This window comes from Paracoccus sp. AK26, from assembly GCF_011801365.1.
In the GTDB taxonomy this organism is placed as follows: Bacteria; Pseudomonadota; Alphaproteobacteria; order Rhodobacterales; family Rhodobacteraceae; genus Paracoccus; species Paracoccus aerius.
The window spans coordinates 85,908-104,804 of sequence record NZ_CP041041.1 but is presented as its reverse complement, the minus strand read 5'-3'; the positions used below and the strand labels follow the sequence as shown (position 1 = coordinate 104,804).

The window sequence follows — 18,897 nt, the reverse complement described above, 5'->3', positions numbered from 1 at the left end:
CGGCTTTGCCGCCACATGCCACGGGCGCCGTTCACGGATGGTTCCCCCCGCCCGACGAAGCCGCTAGAACAAGGCCATGACAATGCGCCTGATCGCCGATGAAGACCTGACCGCCGCCCTGGCGCGGATGCTGGCTGCCACGACCCGGCCGGGGCAGACGATCCTGCTGGACGGGCCGGTGGGCGCCGGCAAGACCCATTTCGCCCGCGCCTTCATCCGCGCCCGCCAGGGCGACGCGGCCGAGGATGTGCCAAGCCCCACCTTCACCCTGGTCCAGACCTATGCCGATCCGATGGGGTCCGAGATCTGGCACACCGACCTGTATCGCCTCACCGATCCGTCGGAACTGGCGGAACTGGGCCTGGACGAGGCGTTGGCCGATGCGATCTGCCTGATCGAATGGCCCGACCGGCTGGAACGGCTGCCCCATGGGGCGCTCACGCTGTCCATCGCCGCCCATGCCGATCCCGATCTGCGCAGCGTCACCCTGATCGCACCCGACGCCACGCGGGTCGCCGCCCGAGCGGTTTTCGTGGCGGGCGCAGGTTGGGCGGATGCGCGGGTGGTGCCGCTGGCAGGCGATGCCTCGGCCCGGCGCTATTTCCGGCTGACGGGCGCGGGGGGCAGCGCGGTGCTGATGGACGACCCCGGCGGGTCCTGCGGGCCGTTCCTGGCGATGACGGAATGGTTGAGGGGGCACGGTTTCGGCGCGCCCGCGATCCTGGCGCAGGACCAGGCGGCGGGACTGCTGCTGGTCGAGGATCTGGGCGACGACCTTGTGGCCCGCGTGCTGGAACGCGATCCCGCCATGGCGCCCGTGATCTATGACCGGATCACCGACCTGCTGGTGGACCTGCACCGCCATCCCGTGCCCGGTTTCGTGGCCCCGCTGGACGGGCCGACCCTGGCCGAACAGGTCGGGCTTTTCGCCGAATGGTATCCGCAGGCGGCGGGTGCCAAGGGCGGAGAGGTGATCGCCCCTTCGATCGCCCGCCTGCACGCGGATCTGGCCGCCGATGTGCCGCCGGTCCTGTCCCTGCGCGATTTCCATGCGGAAAACCTGATCTGGCGGGGCGATGCGCCCTTGGGCCTGATCGACTATCAGGACGCGGTGGCCTGTCATCCGGCCTATGACCTGGTTTCAGCCCTGCAGGACGCGCGCCGCGACGTGGACCCCAGGGTCGAGGCCGCCTGCATCGCCCGCTATCTGGCTGCGACAGGGTTGGACAATGACCGCTTCCGGGCTGCCTATGCGCTGCTGGGCACGCAGCGGAACCTGCGGATCATGGGGATCTTCACCCGGCTTTGCATCCGCGACGGCAAGCCGCGATACCTGGACTTCATGCCGCGCGTCTGGGGCTATGTCCGGCGCAACCTGGCCCATCCGGCGCTTGCGCCCCTGGCCGATGCGGTCGCCGCCCTGCCCGCGCCCGATATCGCCGTCATGGAAAGGATCCGCGCCCGATGCGCCCGCTGATGATCTTTGCCGCGGGGCTCGGCACGCGGATGCGGCCCCTGACCGACAGTCTGCCGAAGCCGCTGATCCCGGTCGCGGGCCGCACGCTTCTGGACCGCGCGCTGGACCTGGGGCGGGAGGCGGGCGCGGGGCCGGTGGCGGTGAACACGCATTACCGGGGCGGCCAGATCAGGGACCACCTCGCCGGGCGGGACGTGGCCATCAGCGACGAACCCGGCACGATCCTTGATACCGGCGGCGGGCTGCGCAAGGCGCTGCCCCTGCTGGGACCGGGGCCGGTGATGACGCTGAACCCGGACGTGGTCTGGACCGGGCCGAACCCGCTTTCCGCGCTTGACGCGGCCTGGCGCGAGGACATGGACGCGCTTCTGATGCTGGTGCCGGTCGGCCGGGCCACGGCGCGGCAAGGGGCGGGGGATTTTTCGCGGGACGCCGATGGGCGCATCAGCCGCCGGGGCGATTACGTCTATGGCGGCGCCCAGATCATCCGCCCAGACCGTCTGGCCGAGATCCCCGACCCGGTGTTTTCCCTGAACCGGCTGTGGGATCTGCTGATCGCGGAGGGTCGGGCCTTCGGCATCATCCATCGGGGCGGCTGGTGCGATGTGGGCTATCCCGAAGCCATCCCCTTGGCCGAGGAGATGCTGCATGGCTGAACCCGCATTTCGTGGCCTTTATGCCTTGCCGCCCGGCATCGACTTTGCCCATGAATTCGTCGCGGGCTTTCTGGACCGCATGGCCGGCCAGCCGCCCGAGGCGATGGCCCGCGTCACCATCTATGGCAACGCCTCTCGGACGCTGGCGGAACTGCAATGCGCCTTCGATCTGCGCGGGCCGCTGCTGCTGCCGCGCCTCTTGCCGGTGACCAACCTGGAAGCGCCGGGGATGCTGGACCATGCCGAGGCCTCGCCCCTGGCGCGGCGGCTGCAACTGGCGCGGCTGGTGGCGGGGCTTCTGAAGACCCGGCCGGATCTCGCCTCGGGCCATTCCATCGCGGCGCTTGCCCGGTCCCTGTCAACCCTGATGCACGAGATGCAGACCGAGGGACTCGGCCCCGACGCCCTTGAAGGCATCGACACCGGCGATCATGCCCGGCATTGGCAGAACGCCCTGGGCTTCCTGCGCATCGCCGCCCGCTTCCATCTGGAAGGCCCGCCGACGGACCGTGCCGCCCGTCAGCGCCTGGCGTCCCAGATCCTGTGCGAGGACTGGTCCAAGGGCCAGAACCTGCCCGACGGGCCGGTCATCATCGTCGGCTCGACCGGGTCGCATGGCGCGACGCGGCTGTTCATGGAGGCGGTGGCGCAACTGCCCGAAGGCGCGGTGGTGCTGCCGGGCTTCGACTTCGACCAGCCGCAGACGGTCTGGGACGGGCTGGACCACCGGACCGAGGATCACCCCCAGGCCCGCTTCGCGCCGCTGATCCGCAAGCTGGGCCGCCCGGCCCGCTGGACCGACACGCCTCCGCCCGCCCCGGCCCGCAACCGGCTTGTTTCGCTGGCGCTGCGGCCCGCGCCCGTCACCGACCAGTGGATCGCCGAAGGCCCGCGCCTGCCCGACCTGATCGCCCCGACCCAAGGCCTGACCCTGATCGAGGCCGACCAGCCGGGGCAAGAGGCCGAGGTGATCGCCCTGATCCTGCGGGACGCCGCCGAACGCCATGCCTCGGCCACGCTTGTGGCGGCGGACGGCAACCTGATCCGGCGCGTGAACGCGGCCCTTGACCGCTGGCGGCTGTGCCCGGACGAAAGCGCGGGCCAGCCCCTGTCGCTGACCGGCCACGGCCTGTTCCTGCGCCACATCGCCGCCCTGTTCGGCGAGGCGCTGAGCATCGACCGCCTGCTGATCCTGCTGAAGCATCCGCTGGGCCTGACCGGATCGCCGCTGGTCGGCGCGAACGACGCCCGCCGCCTGGCGCGCGACCTGGAACTGGAACTGCGCCGCAACGGCCCGGCCTTTCCGGACGGCGAATGCCTGCGGACCTGGGGATCCAAGGGGGACGCGCTGCGCAAGACCTGGGCGGAATGGCTGGCTGACGGGCTGGACCGGATCACGCCGCTGGCGCAGGACCGTGCGCCGCGCCCCCTTTCCGATCGCCTGCGCGACCTGATCGCCCTGGCGGAAGGCATTGCCGCAGGCCCCGGGGGAAATGCCGCGGCCTCGAAGCTGTGGCAGGACCATGTCGGATCGCTTCTGCAATCCACGATGGATCATCTGGCCGAACATGCGGGGCACGGGCCGGATCTGGGTCCGCAGGATTTCTGCGCCCTGCTGATGGACGAGTTGCAGCAGCAATCCGTCCGGGTCGAGGGGGACGCCCATTACCTGCACATCCGCGGCCCGCGCGAGGCGCGGATCGTGGGCCAGGGCATCGTGATCCTGTCGGGCCTGAACGAGGGCGGCTGGCCCCAGCAGCTCAAGCCCGATCCCTGGCTGTCGCGGCAGATGCGGCTGGCGGCCGGGCTGCCGCTGCCGGAACGCCTGATCGGCTTGGCGGCACATGACTTCCAGCAGGCGATGGGAGTGGAACGGGTGATCCTGACCCGCGCCCGCCGCGACGCCGAGGCCGAGACGATCCCGTCCCGCTGGCTGAACCGGCTGACGAACCTCATGTCGGGCCTGCCCGAACGCAGCGGCCCCCAGGCGCTTGCGGCGATGCGGGCGCGGGGCGATGCCTGGCTGGCCCTGGCCGAGGCTGTCGCGCGTCCCGCCAGCCCGGTCCCGCCTGCGGCCCGGCCTGCGCCGATCCCGCCCGCGCCGCCTTTCCGGGAACTGCCGGTCACCGATGTCTCGCTGCTGATCCGCGACCCTTACGCGGTCTACGCCAAGCGCGTCCTGGGCCTGCGGCCGCTTCCCGCGCTGCGCCCCGAACCCGACGCCGCCCTGCGCGGCCAGACGCTGCATTCGATCGTCGAGGCGCTGCTGGGCACCAAGCCCGATCCGGGCATGGGCCATGAGGCGCTGAAGGCGCGCTTCCTGGCGATCACCGCCAAGGTTCTGGCCCAGCAGGTGCCCTGGCCTGCCGCCCGCGCCTTCTGGGCCGCGCGGATGGAACGCATCGCCGACCGGATCGTCGCGGACGAACTGGCCCGCCTGTCGGAGGGCCGCCCGGTGGTGGTCGAGAAGCGCGGCAAGGTCGCGCTTGCGGGCATGGACTTCACCCTGACGGCCAAGCCTGACCGGATCGACCTGCTGCATGACGGGCAGGTGGTGATCTATGACTACAAGTCCGGCACGCCGCCCAGCGACAAGCAGATCGCCGCCTTTGAAAAGCAGCTGATCCTGGAAGCCGCGATGGTCCGGCGCGGCGGCTTTGACGCCATCGGCCCGGCCGAGGTCGCGGGCATCCGCTATATCCAGCTTGGCGGCGAGGGGGACACCCATGACCGCGACTATTCCACCGACCTGGAAGCCGAGAACTGGGACGGCTTCGTGCGGCTGGTCGCGGCCTATCTGTCGGGCGAGACGGGCTTCACCTCGATGCGCGCGCCCGAGCAGACCAGCTATGCGGGCGATTACGACCACCTGGCGCGGTTCGGCGAATGGTCGCTGGCCGACGCGCCCCATGTCCAGAAGGTGGGTGACCATGAATGAAGCCAGCCTGAACCAGATCGCCGCAGCCGACCCCAACCGATCCACCTGGCTGACGGCCAATGCCGGGTCGGGCAAGACCCGCGTTCTGACCGACCGCGTGGCCCGGCTGCTGCTGGCGGGAACGGCGCCAGAACGCATCCTGTGCCTGACCTACACCAAGGCCGCCGCGACCGAGATGCAGAACCGCCTGCTGCGCCGCTTGGGCCAGTGGGCCATGCTGCCCGAGCCCCAGTTGCGCGCCGAACTGGCCGAACTGGGCGAGGCCGAAGGGCCCGGGTCCGGCCCCGACCTGGCCGAGGCGCGCCGCCTGTTCGCCCGCGCCATCGAGACTCCGGGCGGGCTGAAGGTCCAGACCATCCACAGCTTCTGCGCGGCGCTGCTGCGGCGCTTTCCGCTGGAAGCGGGCGTGCCGATGGGCTTTCGCGAACTGGACGACCGGTCGGCCAAGGTCCTGCGGGCGCAGATCATGGACCAGATGGCCGACAGCGACGATCCTGCGATCCGCGACCTGACGGCGCTTGTCTCGGGCGACGACCTGGACGGCTTCCTGGCGGGACTGGCCGAGGCCGATTACGCCCGCGAACCCGATCCCGCACCCATCTGGCACTCGCTGGGCCTGCCCGCCGGGCTGGATCATGCGGCGCTGCTGGACCGGATCTTCGACGGCACCGAGGGCGATCTGTTCGACGCCCTGGTCCCGATCCTGGCCCGCAGCGGGGCCAAGGACGGCAAGCTGGCCGAGCACCTGGCCCGCGGCAACTGGCGCGATCCGGGGCTGCCGGACGTACATATCCTGTGCAAGTGCCTGCTGTTCGGCGCCAGCGCCAAGGTTCCCTTCGGCCCCAAGATAGGCGACATCCCCACCAAGGCCCTGCGCCAGGGACTCTGCGCGCCCTTCATGGCCCAGCTCGAGGATCTGATGCAGCGCGTGGCCGATGCGCGGCCCTTGGTCCTGGGCCTTGCGTTGGCCCAGAAGACGCTGGCGCTGCACCGCTTTGCCCACCATTTCACCCGCCGCGTCGCGGTCGAGAAATCCGCGCAGGGCTGGCTGGATTTCGACGACCTGATCCGCCGCACCGCCGAACTGCTGGAGGAATCCAGCATGGCGCAATGGGTTCTGTGGCGGCTCGACGGCGGCATCGACCATATCCTGGTCGACGAGGCGCAGGATACCAGCCCCGACCAGTGGCGCGTGATCAGGCGCCTGACCGACGAATTCACCAGCGGCGAAGGCGCGCACGACCGGCCTCGCACGCTGTTCGTGGTCGGCGATCCCAAGCAGTCGATCTATTCCTTCCAAGGTGCCGACATCGCGGTCTTTGAAGCGGTCCGCGACCGCTTCCGCCAGGATTTCGAGGCCGTGGGCCAGCCGATGCAGCAGCGGGGGCTTGCCCATTCCTTCCGGTCCTCGCCCGCGATCCTGTCGCTGGTCGATACCGTCTTCCAGGGCGACGCGGCCGAGGGCCTGGGCGATCCACCCCGTCACATCGCCTTTCGAGACGGCTTGCCCGGTCGCGTGGACATCTGGCCGCCCCTGCCCGAACCTGAAAAGCCCGAGCGTGGCGACTGGACAACCCCCGTCGATGCGCCTGCCGAAAACGCCGCCGACACGCAACTGGCCCGCGCGGTGGCGCGACAGGTCAAGGCCATCATCGGCACGCCGATCAAGGACGCCAAGACGGGCCAGGTCCGTGCCATCGGGCCGGGCGACATCCAGATCCTCGTGCAGCGGCGGGCGGGCCTGTTCGACGACCTGATCCGCGAACTGAAAGCGGCGGACCTGCCCGTGGCAGGCGCCGACCGGCTGAAGCTGGCCGCCGAACTGGCCGTGCGCGACATCACCGCGACCATGTCGGTGGTGTCCACCCCGGAAGACGACCTGTGCCTGGCTGCGATCCTGCGATCGCCGCTGTTCGGGCTGACCGAGGACGACCTCTACCGCCTGGCCGCGGGCCGGGGCCGGCAATATCTGTGGGAACGGCTGCGCGTCTCGCCGCACCGTCAGGCTTACGAGTTGCTGAGCGACTTGATGTCCTGGGCGGATAAGCTGCGCCCCTATGAACTGATCTCCCGGCTTCTGGTGCGCCACGGCGGCCGCGCGGCGCTGCTGGCCCGGCTTGGCCCCGAGGCCGAGGACGGCATTGACGAGCTTCTGTCCCAGGCGCTTGCCTATGACTCGGTGGAAACGCCCTCGCTGACGGGCTTCCTGGTCTGGCTGGGCCGCGACGACGTGCAGGTCAAGCGCCAGCTTCCCGGCGGGGGCGGCGGGTTGATCCGGGTGATGACGGTGCATGGGTCCAAGGGGTTGGAAAGCCCGGTGGTGATCCTTCCCGAAACCCGCAAGCGCCGGAACGGACATGGCCAGCCGCTGATCCGGCTGGACGACCTGCCCGCCTGGCGGGGGGCCGCAGCCGACCGGCCCGACCCCGTGGCCGAGGCCGTGGCCGATCACGATCTGCGCCAGGAACAGGAACGGCGGCGGCTGCTGTATGTCGCGATGACGCGGGCCGAAAGCTGGCTGATCGTCGCGGCGGCGGGCGATTGCGGATCGGGGCTGGAGTCGTGGCATTCTATGATCGCCACGGGCGCCGAACGCTGCACCCTGACCCGCGCCACCGTCGAGATCGACGGCATCGGTTCGGCGCAGCGCCTGTCCTTCGGCGATTGGCCCGACCTGCCCGTCAGCCTTGAACGCAAGGTCGCATCGACCGTGCAGCCGCCCGACTGGGCAGATCGCCCGGCCCCGCCGCCGCCGCCGCAGAACCGCGCCACCGCCGCGACCGCCCTGGGCGGTGCCAAGGTGATCGGGGGCGGCGACGGCGACGGCGATCCCGACGCCGCCATGCTGCGCGGCACGCGGCTGCACCTGCTGCTGGAACGCCTGCCTCATGTTCCGCCCGCCGACTGGCCGGCCCGCGCCCGCGCCCTGCTGGCCAGGGCCGAGGGCGGGTTGCCCGATGCCGCCGAACTGGCCGACCTGCTGGCCGAGGCCGCGGCGGTCATTACCGCACCGGAACTGGCCGAGGTCATGACCCCCGCCCCCGGCGCCCAGATCCTGGCCGAGGTCGGGCTGACCGCCCCCCTGCCGGGCCTGGGCATGATCCATGGCGCGGTGGACCGGCTGATCGTCAGCGAGGCCGAGATCCTGGCCGTGGACTACAAGTCGAACACCGTCGTGCCCGACCGCCCCGAGGACACGCCCGAGGGGATCCTGCGCCAGATGGCCGCCTATCGCGCCGCGCTGCGGCTGATCTGGCCGGGCCGCCCGGTGCGGATCGCGGTGCTGTGGACGGCGGCGCGCAGCCTGATGCCCATCCCGGACGCGGTCCTGGACCATGCCATGGCTGCCCTTGACCGTCGGGCGATGGCTTCATAGCTGTAAAGGCAAGCCCTGCCGCATTCCGCCGGCATTCCCATGAAGGAGCAGAACAATGGCCACCGTTCACGTCAACGACACCCAGTTCGACACCGAAGTCCGCCAGGCCGACACTCCGGTCATCGTGGATTTTTGGGCGGAATGGTGCGGCCCCTGCAAGCAGATCGGACCGGCACTTGAGGAGCTCTCCGACGAATATGCGGGCCGCGTGAAGATCGTGAAGGTCAACGTGGACGAAAACCCCGAACAGGCAGCCGCCCTGGGCGTCCGCGGGATCCCCGCGCTGTTCATGTTCAAGGGCGGAGAGGTCGTGTCGAACCGCATGGGTGCCGCCCCCAAGGCCGCGCTGAAGAACTGGATCGACGAATCGATCTGAACGACCCTTGTGCATCATGGGGCGGCGGCTGCGGGCCGGCCGCCCCTTTTTCATTGAAGAAAGACGACGGAGCTATCTATGGCGGATGACAGATTTCCCGGCTGGCACGGCACCACCATCCTGGCGGTGCGGCGTGGCGGCAAGGTCGTGGTCGCGGGCGATGGGCAGGTCAGTGTCGGCCAGACCGTGATGAAGGGCACCGCCCGCAAGGTCCGGCGCCTGTCGCCGGGCGGGCGTGACGTGGTGGTGGGCTTTGCCGGATCGACCGCGGATGCCTTTACCCTGCTGGAGCGGCTGGAAAAGAAGCTGGAATCCGCCCCCGGCCAGTTGCAGCGGGCCTGCGTGGACCTGGCCAAGGACTGGCGCATGGACAAGTACCTGCGCAACCTGGAAGCCATGCTGATCGTGACCGATGGTCGCGAATTGTACGTCGTCACCGGCGCGGGCGATGTCTTGGAACCCGAACACGACGTGGCCGCCATCGGATCGGGCGGCAACTTCGCCTTGGCTGCCGCGCGCGGGCTTTTGGAAACCGAACTTGACGCGGAAGGGGTGGCCCGCAAGGCCATGGCGATCGCGGCCGATATCTGCGTCTACACCAACGGCAACCTGACGGTCGAGGTCGTTGAAAGCTGACATCTCCTTCGCGCCCGTGACGGCGGCCGACCTGCCCTTGCTGGCAGAATGGCTGGCCAGCCCGCATTGGCGCGAATGGTGGTCCGATCAGCCGGCGGTCGAGCTTGGCTATATCCGCGACATGATCGAGGGCCGCGACAGCACGCGGCCTTTCCTGTTCCTGCTGAATGGGCGGCCCATCGGCTATATCCAGGTTTGGCGCATCGCCGATGCCCGGGTCGAGCCCTGGCTGACCGAGGCCCCCTGGCTGATGGACCTGCCCGACGACGCGGTGGGGGTGGATCTCTCCATCGGGCCTGCCGGCCTGCTGTCGCAGGGGATCGGGTCGCGTGTGCTGTCGGCCTTTGTGGCGATGCTGCGGGCGGAAGGCCACCGGATCATCATCATCGACCCCGATCCCGCGAATGCTTGCGCCGTCCGCGCCTATGAAAACGCGGGCTTCCGGGTGATCCCCAAACTTCTGGGCCGCACCGGCGACAGCCTGCTGATGCGCCATGACGCCCGCCCGTCCTGAGGGGCCTCCACCGGCGACCCTTCAAAAGGGACGGTCGACTGTCTATCTGGGCAGGAACTGAAAGAAGGCAGACCCATGACCGACCTGACACCGCGCGAAATCGTATCCGAGCTGGATCGCTTCATCATCGGCCAGAAGGACGCCAAGCGCGCCGTCGCGGTAGCCCTGCGCAACCGCTGGCGCCGCAAGCAGCTGGGCGACGACCTGCGCGACGAGGTTTACCCGAAGAACATCCTGATGATCGGGCCGACCGGCGTCGGCAAGACCGAGATCAGCCGCCGCCTGGCCAAGCTGGCCAATGCCCCCTTCATCAAGGTCGAGGCGACCAAGTTCACCGAGGTTGGCTATGTCGGCCGCGACGTGGAACAGATCATCCGCGACCTGACCGATGCCGCGATGATCGACACCCGCGAACGGATGCGCGAAGCGGTCAAGGCCCGCGCCCACAAGTCGGCCGAGGATCGCGTGATCGAGGCGCTTGCCGGCAAGGACGCCCGCGACGGCACCCGCCAGATGTTCCGCGACAAGCTGAAGCGGGGCGAGTTGGACGACACCGTGATCGAGCTTGAGGTGCAGGACCATTCGAACCCGCTGGGCGCGATGGAGATTCCGGGCCAGCCGGGCGCAAGCCTGGGCGGGATGATGGATCTGTCGGGGCTGATGAAGGCCTTCGGGGGCCGCCGGGTGCGGCGCAAGCTGACGGTCGCAGAAAGCTATGACCTGCTGATCGCGGAAGAAGCCGACAAGCTGCTGGAGGACGACGCCGTCAAGGCCGCCGCCCTGGACGCGGTGCAGCAGAACGGCATCGTCTTCATCGACGAGATCGACAAGGTCTGCGCCCGTGCCGATGCCCGTGGCGGCGATGTCAGCCGCGAAGGCGTGCAGCGCGACCTGCTGCCCCTGATCGAGGGCACGACGGTTTCCACCAAATACGGCCCGGTGAAGACCGACCACATCCTGTTCATCGCCAGCGGCGCCTTCCACGTGGCCAAGCCCAGCGACCTTCTGCCGGAACTGCAGGGTCGCCTGCCGATCCGCGTGGAACTGCGCGCCCTGACCGAGGAGGACTTCATCCGCATCCTGACCGAGACCGACAACGCCCTGACGCGCCAATACACTGCCCTGATGGCGACCGAGGGCGTGACCGTGGGCTTTGCCGATGACGGCATCGCGGCCCTTGCCCGCATCGCGGCCGAGGTGAACGCATCGGTCGAAAACATCGGCGCGCGTCGCCTTTACACCGTGATCGAGCGGGTGTTCGAGGAACTGTCGTTCAGCGCCCCCGACAAGGAGGGCGAGACCGTCCAGGTCGACGCCGGCTATGTCGAGCGCCACCTGGGCGATCTGGCGCGGTCCACCGATCTGTCGCGTTACGTGCTATAAGGAACCGCCCGGCGCGCTTCCGGGTTGGCACCAAAAGGGGGACTGGCATGGGTTACGTTTTCGGAATCATCATCTTCGTGCTGGATGTCTGGGCGATCGCGTCCGTCATCAACACGAATGTCAGCATGGGCACGAAGATCCTGTGGATCGCCCTGATCGCGATCCTGCCGGTGCTGGGCCTCATCATCTGGTACTTCGCCGGGCCCAAGGCCAATTACGGATGACCCCGTCCCGAAAGGATCTGGCCCGGGGCCTGTTTCTCTGACACTTTGCCGCAACCGTTTCCGTAAAGGTGACGCTTGCGGCATCTTCTTTTGTTCCTGGTCCTGTCCCTTGCGGCCTGTGCGCCGCGCGGCGCGCTGATGATGGCGCCCGAAGGATACCAGCCCCGCAGCGCGGAAACCGTCTGGATCGCCTCGCAGCGCAGCCTGACGGGCGAACACCTGCCGCAGCCCTGGTTCTCGCGCATCGACGTGTCCGTGCCGCCGGACCGCGCGCCGGGCAGCCTGGCCTATCCCCGGCCGGGCGGCGATCCCGACCGTCAGTTCCTGGTCAGCGGCGGGGGCCGGCTGGCCGACAGGGCAGCCTTTCGTCGCGCGATCGAGCGTGAGCTGGAGGGCCGCGCCGCCGATGACCGCGACATCATCCTGTTCGTGCATGGCTACAACTACAGCTTTGCCGAAGGGGTGTATCGCACCGCACAGCTTGCCCATGACCTGCAACTGCCGGGCATCCACGCCCATTTTTCCTGGCCGTCGCGGATGAAGCCCTATGCCTATTCCGGCGACCGGGACGGCGCGCTTTATTCCCGCGACGGGCTGGTCCAGACGATCGAGTTGCTGTCGCGCGTCCGTGGACGGGACAAGATCGTGCTGATGGCCCATTCGATGGGCAGCCAGCTTGTGATGGAGGGGTTGCGCCAGATGACCCTGTCGGGCCGGCGCGACCTGGTGGACCAGATCGACGGGGTGGTGCTGATCTCGCCCGACCTGGACCTGCGCCTGTTCCGGTCCCAGGTCCGCGCGATCGGGCCGCTGCCCCAGCCCTTTGTCATCATGACCTCGCCCGGCGACCGGGTCTTGCAGCTTTCCGCGCTGATATCGGACGAGCCGCTGCGGCTGGGGAACATGCCGGATGCCGGCCCGGTGGCCGACCTCGAGGTGATCGTGATCGACACGCGGGCCTTCGACACCGGCCTGGGTCATTTCAACGTTGCGGATTCACCCGCCCTGCAACGGATCCTGTCGCGAACGGGACGGCTTGACCGCATCCTGCCGGATGAAGGCGGCGCGGAGCCCGGCCTGATCGGCGGCGCCGTGAGCAGGGTGGAACGGGCGGTGCAGGTGGTTCTGTCGCCCGCCTTCTAGTCCCCGCCTTCTACCCGCTGCGACGCAGATAGACGTAATAGGCCCCTTCTCCCCCGTGGCGGTAATGGGCGGGCGTCACCTGCTGCACGATGCCGGACAGCGGCGGCATGTGCAGCCAGTGCGGCACCTGGTGGCGCAGCGCGCCGGGGCGGGTCGGCAGGGGGCCATGATCGCCCTTGCCCTTGCCGGTGATGACCAGGACAAGCCGGTGCCCGTTGTCATGGCAGGACAGGATGAAGCGGATCAGTTCGGGATGGGCCACGGCCAGCGTCATGCCATGCAGGTCCAGCCGCGCCTCGGGCGCAAGCTTGCCCTGGGCCATGCGGCGATGGATCTTGTGGTCCATGCGCAGCGGTTGCTGCGTCAAACGCTGCGCGGGCGTGGGGAAATGCGGAACCGGGGCAACGGGCCGGGTGGTCGCCGCCTGACCGATGGTGAAGTCCGGCAGCGGCGGACGCGGCACGACCGGCTTGGGCGCAGGCCGAAGGCCCGTCTCGACGGGCTTCGGCCGTTCCGGATGCATCGGAATGGCGGTGCGGGCGATGCGGGCCCACAGTTCCTTGTCCTCGGGCGTCAGGCCCCGGCGGCGGCCCATCAGCCGGTCGCGACAAGCTGCCAGTTCGGATCGTCCTGACCCATCGGCCGGGCAAAGGTCCAGGTGTCGCGCTGCTTGCGCGGGGCCTTGGGATCGCCTTCGACGACATTGCCCTGCGCGTCGCGCGTGACGGCGATCAGTTCGCCGACAAAGCGCACCGTCACCTCGGCCATGCCGGTCGCGGGATCGTATTCCGCCCCGGCCAGAGAGGTTTCGCGCGTGCCGATATACTGCGCGGTCACGGTCTGGCCATTGGCCGCACGCGCATCGATCACGCCCTGGAAGGCTTCGGCCACCGGCTCGGCCAGGAAAGGCCGGACATCGGACAGATCGCCACGCTCGAACGCCATCAGGATCATCTCGTAGGCAGATTTCGCGCCGTTGAGGAAGTCCATCACGCCAAAGGATGGCTCGACCGCCTTCATGGCCGCAAGGGCCTGGGCGGTCGGGCTGCCGGCGGGCGCATGGTCCAGGATGTCGTGATCATCCTCGTCGACGCTCCCCTCGATCACATCGAAGCGAGGGCGCGGGCTTTCCGGCGTCTCGACCTGGGGGGGTTCATAGCCGCCGCGCGTGCCCAGCACGTTGCGCAGCCGGAGAATAAGGAAAATCGCAATCCCTGCCAGGACAAGCAACTGCAACAGCGGGTTGTTCATGCGATTGGCCTCTTATGGTCTTGGCTGGTATCTGCGATCTGCGCCATTATGTAGGGAGCGGGGCGGGGCAAGTCCAGTTATCCCCGGTTCCGGAAAGGGGAATCCGCATGTGGCTGTTGTGGCTGTTCGTGGCGCTGCCAATCATCGAGATCGCGCTGTTCATCCAGGTCGGCGGGCTGATCGGGGTCTGGGCGACCCTGGGCCTTGTCGTGCTGGCCTTTGTCCTGGGCGTCGCTGTGATCCGCAGCCAGGGAAGCCATGCCTGGGCGCAGGCGCAGCGCAGCCTGGCCGAACTGCGCGATCCGTCCCGCCCGCTGGCGCATGGCATGATGCTGATCCTGGCAGGCGTGCTGCTGATGGTGCCGGGCTTTCTGACGGATGCGATCGGCCTTCTGCTGGTGATCCCGCCCGTGCGCGAACTTGTGATCAGGCAGGCGGGGCGGCGGATGCAGGTGAGGTCCGTTCAGATGGGCCGCCGCGAAACCTATCGCCCGCCTTATGCCGATGGCGTCATCGACGCCGATTACGTCGTCGAGGAGAACACCGGCCGCCCGCGCCCGCCGCTGGACCTGCCCGAGGACATCGAGGGCGACGGCCCGTCGCGGCGCGGCAATTCGGGCTGGACGCGCCATTGAGACGTTGACCTGCGCCTGCTAGAACCAAGCGCGACATTGATCCGACAAGGGAAGACCCAATGGCTGACGAAACCACGACCAACGGCGCGGCTGCCGCGGCCCCGCAGGTGCGGATGCAGATCCTCGCCCAATATATCCGCGACCTGTCCTTCGAGAACGCCGTCGCCACAAAGGGCGCCCCGCAGGGCGACGTCCAGCCGGAAATCACCGTGCAGGTCAGCCTGGATGCCCGCAAGCGGGCCGGGGACAACCAGTACGAGGTGATCTCGAAGTTCCGCGTCACCTCGACCAACAAGGGCGACAACACCACCCTGTTCCTGGCCGAACTGGACTATGGCGGGGTCTTCCTGATCGAGGGGGTGCCGGAAGAACAGATGCACGCCTTCCTGATGATCGAATGCCCGCGGATCCTGTTCCCCTTCGTGCGCCGCATCATCTCGGACGTGACGCGCGACGGCGGCTTCCCGCCCTTCAACATGGACCCGGTGGATTTCGTGGCGCTGTATCGCCAGGAACTGGCGCGGCGCGCCCAGGCCCAGCAGGCAGGCGCCCCCGCGGACCAGCGCTTGTCCTGAACCGTCATGGCCACCCGACAGCCCCGCGCCTGGCAGCGGATGCTGTCGGGCCGGCGTCTGGATCTGCTGGATCCGACGCCGCTTGACATCGAGATCACCGACATCGCCCACGGCCTTGCCTTTGTGGCCCGCTGGAACGGGCAGACACAGGGCGACTGGCCCTATTCCGTGGCCGAGCATTCGCTGCTGGTCGAGGATATCCTGGCCCGCCTGCACCCCGAGATCGAAACCCGCTGGCGGCTTGCGGCGCTTTTGCACGATGCGCCGGAATATGTGATCGGGGACATGATCTCTCCGGTCAAGGCGGCGCTTGGCACGGAATATGGGCGGATGGACGAACGGCTGACCGCAGCCGTTCACCTGCGCTTCGGATTGCCGGCGGTTTTGCCACTGGCAATCAAGAAGAAAATAAAGGCCGCGGACCGGATTTCAGCAAGGCTCGAAGCCGTTCAAATCGCCGGTTTCACGGAATCCGAAGCCAAGCAGCTATTTCCGCTGCAAAACGACGCCATTATGTCGGTATTGCGCATTCAACTGCGCCCACCGTCCCAAGTGCGGACGGCATTCCTGGATCGATTCCAGAGCTTGATGACGCCAGGGCTTCAGCCGGCGTGACAAAGGCCGCCTTAAGGGACGGCCTTTCACAAAAACGCGATCAGATCAGCAGATCGTCCAGTTCCTTGCCGCCTTCAAGGCTTTCCTGCACCCAGCGGGGTTTGCGTCCCCGGCCGGTCCAGGTCATCGTCGGATCACTGGGATTTGCATATTTCGGAGCGACCGTACCGGAACGCTTCGGCTTTGCACCGGTCAATTCGGACAGATTGAAACCGTGTTCGCGCGCGGCTTCCTCTATCGCAGCCAAAGCTTCGCGCCGTTTACGATCTTCATAAGAGTTAATCGCGCGGTCCAGTTTAGCCCGAAGATCACGCAACTCCTTGAGCGTCATCTTGTCGAGATCAAAGTTCATTTTGTTTGCATCCACCTTGAATTGCCAATTAGCAATTTGATGCAAGACAGTTTCAATTACAAGATGGCTTTAATCGGATTTTATCTTGGACCGCGCTTGGCAAGGATCCGCTGCAATGTCCGCCGATGCATATGCAGGCGCCGTGCCGTTTCACTGACATTGCGGTCGCATTGCTCGTAAACCCTTTGGATATGTTCCCATCTTATCCGGTCCGCAGACATCAGGTTGTCGGGCGGTGGGGGCAGGGCTTCGCCTTTTGCCAGCAACGCGGACGTTACGTCATTGGCGTCTGCAGGTTTAGCCAGATAATCGGTGGCGCCCATCTTTACGGCGGCCACGGCGGTCGCAATTGCCCCATATCCTGTCAGCACGATAATCCGGGCATCTTCTCGCAAATCCCGCAGGGCTTCGACCACGTCCAGCCCATTGCCATCTTCCAGCCGCAGATCGACCACCGCATAGGCCGGGGGCTGGCTGCGGATCATTTCCAGGGCGGAGGCAACGCTGATGGCCGTGCGCGGAACAAATCCCCGCTTTTCCATCGCACGCGCCAAACGGGTGACGAATATTTCGTCATCATCCACCAGAAGCAGGGACGGATCGGGGCCGGGTTTCATCCGGTCAAGGTTATCGTCTTGCATATCTTTCCTGTCGCACCTTCGGTAAGCCGCAACACTGCCGCAAGCATGGGACAGGGGCAATCACTTCTCAGCCAATGGCATCCACGAAACAGCCGACCTGTTCGGCCATGACCTCGGGCGCGGTATCGCGCCCAAAGAAGGCGACGGTCTGGTTTCCAGGCAGGACCAGATAGGTATTGGTCATGTGATCGACGAGGTAATATTCCTCATCTTCCTCGTCATTGATCTTGTAGTAATTCCGCCAGCCCTTGTTGACCGCCGCGATTTCCTCGTCTGATCCGGTAAGGCCGATCATATTGCCCGGAAACAGGCTGGTGAAATCAGCCACGACTTCGGGCGTGTCGCGGCGGGGATCGACGGTGACGAAAACCGTCTGCACGTCCTTGCCTTGTTCCCCAAGCAGCGCCGCGGCCTCGGCATTGCGGGCACTGTCCAGGGGGCAGACATCGGGGCAGAAGGTATAGCCGAAATAAAGCAGCGAAGGCTTGGTGAAGACCTGCTCGGCCGTCACCCGTTGCCCATCCTGGCGGGTCAGGGTGAAGTCGGTGCCGAAGCTGTCCATGCCGCCCGCCACCGCGCCGCCCTGGCATTGCGCGAACTGGTCGTTCCCGCCGCGGCTGGCCAGAAAGGCACCGCCCGTGGCCAGCAGCGCCAGGGCTGCGACGCTTCCGATCAGCAGGATCTTGCGGTCGGCCATGTTCGATCTCCTCCATAGCGGCAAAGCGGCGCATTGATCGCCCATCCGGCCCCGCGTATCAAGGTCCGCATCGTCGCACCCCCGGACCCCATGCCCGATCCGATCTTTTCCCCCGCCGGCCCCGCCGCCCAGGCCGAGCCGATCCGCATGCGGACCCTTGTCCTGCTGCGGTGGTTCGCCATTGCCGGACAGATGGCGGCAGTGGTGGTCGCCTATTGGATGGGGATCGGCTTCGCGATGACGCCGGTCCTGGCGCTGATCGCCGCGGCCATCGCCATGAACCTGTGGGAAGGGTTGATGCCGCCCCGCCGCACCTCGGCCCGGCTGGCGGTGGTGCACCTGTCCTTTGACGTGGTCCAGATCTCGGCCCTGATGGCGCTGACGGGAGGGCTGGTCAATCCCTTTGCCCTGCTGGTCCTGGCACCCGTGACCGTCGCCGCGACCTCGCTCGATTCCCGCCAGACGGTGGCCCTGGGCACGGCCACGATGGTGCTGATCTCGCTGGCATCGCTGTTCGGGCTGCCGCTGCATGACAGCCAGGGGCGCGAACTGGTGCTGTCGCCGATCCTGGCGCTTGGGCATTGGACGGCGCTGATGATCGGCGTGGTCTTCTTCGCGGGATATGCCCACCGGGTCACGGGGGAACTTCAGGCCACGTCGAATGCCCTGTTCGCCACGCAGATGGCGCTTGCGCGCGAACAAAGGTTGCAGCACCTGGGCGGCGTGGTGGCGGCCGCGGCGCATGAGATGGGCACACCCCTGGCCACCATCAAGCTGATCGCGGCCGAACTTGCGGACGAACTGGACGACCGCCCCGACCTGCAGGCCGACGCCGTCGCGCTGCGCGATTCGGCCGTCCGCTGCGGGGAAATCCTGCGCAGCATGGGCCGGGCGGGCAAGGACGACCTGCACCTGCGCAGCGCGCCCCTGCGCGCCGTGCTTGAAGACGCGGCCGAACCCCATGCGGGGCGCGGACCGGCGGTCGAAATCCGCGCGGAAGGCCCGGAGATCCTCCGCGATCCGGCCATCATCCATGCGCTGCGCAACCTGATCCAGAATGCCGTCGATTTCGCCGCCAGCCGGGTGATCATCGAATCGCAACTGGGCAATGGCTGGCTGGCCGTGACGATCCGCGATGACGGCCCGGGCTATCCCCCTGCCCTGCTGGCCCGGATTGGCGATCCCTACCTGACCAGCAAGCGCGGGGGCGCGCAACGCGAGGGATACGAGGGGATGGGGCTGGGCCTGTTCATCGCCAAGACCCTGCTGGAACGTTCCGGCGCCCGGCTTGGCTTTGACAATGGCGGGCCGGGGGCCGTGGTAACTGTCCGCTGGCCCCTGGACCGGATCCTGGCCGATGCGCGGGCGCCACTGGGCAACAATCCCAACTGGCTGCCCTAGGGATTTA

Annotated in this window: 19 protein-coding genes; 14 read left to right on the top strand and 5 right to left on the bottom strand. The window is 67.7% G+C overall.

The features are described from left to right. Window positions 1-82: 82 nt before the first annotated feature. The 10 genes from tsaE (at window position 83) to FIU66_RS00410 (ending at window position 12,723) form a co-directional block, all read left to right on the top strand. Window positions 83-1,477: a tRNA (adenosine(37)-N6)-threonylcarbamoyltransferase complex ATPase subunit type 1 TsaE gene (gene tsaE, locus FIU66_RS00455; RefSeq protein ID WP_370528928.1), complete on the top strand. Its 1,395-nt coding sequence runs from the start codon at window positions 83-85 to the stop codon at window positions 1,475-1,477. Further along, window positions 1,465-2,133: a nucleotidyltransferase family protein gene (locus FIU66_RS00450; protein WP_240544708.1), complete on the top strand. Its 669-nt coding sequence runs from the start codon at window positions 1,465-1,467 to the stop codon at window positions 2,131-2,133. Before tsaE ends, FIU66_RS00450 begins: the two co-directional genes overlap by 13 nt. Continuing rightward, on the top strand, window positions 2,126-5,071 hold the full coding sequence (addB, locus tag FIU66_RS00445) for a double-strand break repair protein AddB (protein WP_167620860.1): 2,946 nt from the start codon (window positions 2,126-2,128) through the stop codon (window positions 5,069-5,071). Before FIU66_RS00450 ends, addB begins: the two co-directional genes overlap by 8 nt. Then, the gene (gene addA / locus FIU66_RS00440) at window positions 5,064-8,447 is read left to right on the top strand and encodes a double-strand break repair helicase AddA (RefSeq protein ID WP_240544707.1); all 3,384 of its coding nucleotides are present in this window, start codon (window positions 5,064-5,066) and stop codon (window positions 8,445-8,447) included. Before addB ends, addA begins: the two co-directional genes overlap by 8 nt. 55 nt (window positions 8,448-8,502) lie before the next feature. Continuing rightward, window positions 8,503-8,823, top strand: coding sequence for a thioredoxin (gene trxA / locus FIU66_RS00435; RefSeq protein ID WP_167620858.1), 321 nt, complete (start codon window positions 8,503-8,505; stop codon window positions 8,821-8,823). Between the two features lie 78 nt (window positions 8,824-8,901). Continuing rightward, on the top strand, window positions 8,902-9,459 hold the full coding sequence (hslV, locus tag FIU66_RS00430) for an ATP-dependent protease subunit HslV (protein WP_167620857.1): 558 nt from the start codon (window positions 8,902-8,904) through the stop codon (window positions 9,457-9,459). Continuing rightward, the gene (locus FIU66_RS00425) at window positions 9,449-9,973 is read left to right on the top strand and encodes a GNAT family N-acetyltransferase (protein WP_167620856.1); all 525 of its coding nucleotides are present in this window, start codon (window positions 9,449-9,451) and stop codon (window positions 9,971-9,973) included. The genes hslV and FIU66_RS00425 overlap by 11 nt, the downstream gene beginning before the upstream one ends. Before the next feature lie 75 nt (window positions 9,974-10,048). Then, window positions 10,049-11,356, top strand: a complete 1,308-nt coding sequence (gene hslU / locus FIU66_RS00420; protein WP_167620855.1) for an ATP-dependent protease ATPase subunit HslU — start codon at window positions 10,049-10,051, stop codon at window positions 11,354-11,356. Window positions 11,357-11,403: 47 nt separating this feature from the next. Further along, window positions 11,404-11,580 carry a PLD nuclease N-terminal domain-containing protein gene (locus tag FIU66_RS00415; protein WP_167620854.1) on the top strand — a complete coding sequence of 59 codons (177 nt, stop codon included), beginning with the start codon at window positions 11,404-11,406 and terminating at the stop codon, window positions 11,578-11,580. Between the two features lie 75 nt (window positions 11,581-11,655). Next, complete coding sequence (locus tag FIU66_RS00410; protein WP_240544706.1) at window positions 11,656-12,723, top strand: alpha/beta hydrolase; 1,068 nt, start codon at window positions 11,656-11,658, stop codon at window positions 12,721-12,723. Window positions 12,724-12,733: 10 nt separating this feature from the next. Here FIU66_RS00410 and FIU66_RS00405 read toward each other — a convergent pair whose 3' ends face one another. Both FIU66_RS00405 and FIU66_RS00400 read right to left on the bottom strand, forming a co-directional pair. Next, on the bottom strand, window positions 12,734-13,318 hold the full coding sequence (locus tag FIU66_RS00405) for a Smr/MutS family protein (protein WP_167620853.1): 585 nt from the start codon (window positions 13,316-13,318) through the stop codon (window positions 12,734-12,736). Beyond that, window positions 13,318-13,974, bottom strand: coding sequence for a Tim44/TimA family putative adaptor protein (locus FIU66_RS00400; protein ID WP_167620852.1), 657 nt, complete (start codon window positions 13,972-13,974; stop codon window positions 13,318-13,320). The genes FIU66_RS00405 and FIU66_RS00400 overlap by 1 nt, the downstream gene beginning before the upstream one ends. Before the next feature lie 107 nt (window positions 13,975-14,081). Between FIU66_RS00400 and FIU66_RS00395 the strand changes: the two genes are divergently transcribed. The 3 genes from FIU66_RS00395 to FIU66_RS00385 are packed head-to-tail and all read left to right on the top strand — an operon-like array spanning window position 14,082 to window position 15,799. After that, window positions 14,082-14,609: an FxsA family protein gene (locus FIU66_RS00395; protein WP_167620851.1), complete on the top strand. Its 528-nt coding sequence runs from the start codon at window positions 14,082-14,084 to the stop codon at window positions 14,607-14,609. A 59-nt stretch (window positions 14,610-14,668) separates the two neighbouring features. Continuing rightward, window positions 14,669-15,184 carry a protein-export chaperone SecB gene (gene secB / locus FIU66_RS00390; protein WP_167620850.1) on the top strand — a complete coding sequence of 172 codons (516 nt, stop codon included), beginning with the start codon at window positions 14,669-14,671 and terminating at the stop codon, window positions 15,182-15,184. Between the two features lie 6 nt (window positions 15,185-15,190). Further along, the gene (locus FIU66_RS00385; RefSeq protein ID WP_167620849.1) at window positions 15,191-15,799 is read left to right on the top strand and encodes an HD domain-containing protein; all 609 of its coding nucleotides are present in this window, start codon (window positions 15,191-15,193) and stop codon (window positions 15,797-15,799) included. A 40-nt stretch (window positions 15,800-15,839) separates the two neighbouring features. Here the strand turns inward: FIU66_RS00385 and FIU66_RS00380 are convergent, their stop codons facing one another. The 3 genes from FIU66_RS00380 to FIU66_RS00370 form a co-directional block, all read right to left on the bottom strand. Then, complete coding sequence (locus FIU66_RS00380; RefSeq protein WP_167620848.1) at window positions 15,840-16,151, bottom strand: H-NS family nucleoid-associated regulatory protein; 312 nt, start codon at window positions 16,149-16,151, stop codon at window positions 15,840-15,842. 80 nt (window positions 16,152-16,231) lie between these two features. Continuing rightward, window positions 16,232-16,768, bottom strand: coding sequence for an ActR/PrrA/RegA family redox response regulator transcription factor (locus FIU66_RS00375; protein ID WP_370528926.1), 537 nt, complete (start codon window positions 16,766-16,768; stop codon window positions 16,232-16,234). A 91-nt stretch (window positions 16,769-16,859) separates the two neighbouring features. Beyond that, window positions 16,860-17,489, bottom strand: coding sequence for an SCO family protein (locus tag FIU66_RS00370; RefSeq protein WP_167620847.1), 630 nt, complete (start codon window positions 17,487-17,489; stop codon window positions 16,860-16,862). Between the two features lie 90 nt (window positions 17,490-17,579). Here FIU66_RS00370 and FIU66_RS00365 point away from each other — a divergent pair, with 90 nt between their 5' ends. Beyond that, complete coding sequence (locus FIU66_RS00365) at window positions 17,580-18,890, top strand: ActS/PrrB/RegB family redox-sensitive histidine kinase (protein WP_167620846.1); 1,311 nt, start codon at window positions 17,580-17,582, stop codon at window positions 18,888-18,890. The last annotated feature ends 7 nt before the right edge of the window (window positions 18,891-18,897 follow it).

Bases quoted from the DNA above. Each gene is read 5' to 3' on its own strand.
- tsaE (WP_370528928.1), top strand. From the start codon at position 83: ATGCGCCTGATCGCCGATGAAGACCTGACCGCCGCCCTGGCGCGGATG.
- FIU66_RS00450 (WP_240544708.1), top strand. From the start codon at position 1,465: ATGCGCCCGCTGATGATCTTTGCCGCGGGGCTCGGCACGCGGATGCGG.
- addB (WP_167620860.1), top strand. From the start codon at position 2,126: ATGGCTGAACCCGCATTTCGTGGCCTTTATGCCTTGCCGCCCGGCATC.
- addA (WP_240544707.1), top strand. From the start codon at position 5,064: ATGAATGAAGCCAGCCTGAACCAGATCGCCGCAGCCGACCCCAACCGA.
- trxA (WP_167620858.1), top strand. From the start codon at position 8,503: ATGGCCACCGTTCACGTCAACGACACCCAGTTCGACACCGAAGTCCGC.
- hslV (WP_167620857.1), top strand. From the start codon at position 8,902: ATGGCGGATGACAGATTTCCCGGCTGGCACGGCACCACCATCCTGGCG.
- hslU (WP_167620855.1), top strand. From the start codon at position 10,049: ATGACCGACCTGACACCGCGCGAAATCGTATCCGAGCTGGATCGCTTC.
- FIU66_RS00415 (WP_167620854.1), top strand. From the start codon at position 11,404: ATGGGTTACGTTTTCGGAATCATCATCTTCGTGCTGGATGTCTGGGCG.
- FIU66_RS00405 (WP_167620853.1), bottom strand. From the start codon at position 13,318: ATGGGCCGCCGCCGGGGCCTGACGCCCGAGGACAAGGAACTGTGGGCC.
- FIU66_RS00400 (WP_167620852.1), bottom strand. From the start codon at position 13,974: ATGAACAACCCGCTGTTGCAGTTGCTTGTCCTGGCAGGGATTGCGATT.
- FIU66_RS00395 (WP_167620851.1), top strand. From the start codon at position 14,082: ATGTGGCTGTTGTGGCTGTTCGTGGCGCTGCCAATCATCGAGATCGCG.
- secB (WP_167620850.1), top strand. From the start codon at position 14,669: ATGGCTGACGAAACCACGACCAACGGCGCGGCTGCCGCGGCCCCGCAG.
- FIU66_RS00385 (WP_167620849.1), top strand. From the start codon at position 15,191: ATGGCCACCCGACAGCCCCGCGCCTGGCAGCGGATGCTGTCGGGCCGG.
- FIU66_RS00380 (WP_167620848.1), bottom strand. From the start codon at position 16,151: ATGAACTTTGATCTCGACAAGATGACGCTCAAGGAGTTGCGTGATCTT.
- FIU66_RS00375 (WP_370528926.1), bottom strand. From the start codon at position 16,768: ATGAAACCCGGCCCCGATCCGTCCCTGCTTCTGGTGGATGATGACGAA.
- FIU66_RS00370 (WP_167620847.1), bottom strand. From the start codon at position 17,489: ATGGCCGACCGCAAGATCCTGCTGATCGGAAGCGTCGCAGCCCTGGCG.
- FIU66_RS00365 (WP_167620846.1), top strand. From the start codon at position 17,580: ATGCCCGATCCGATCTTTTCCCCCGCCGGCCCCGCCGCCCAGGCCGAG.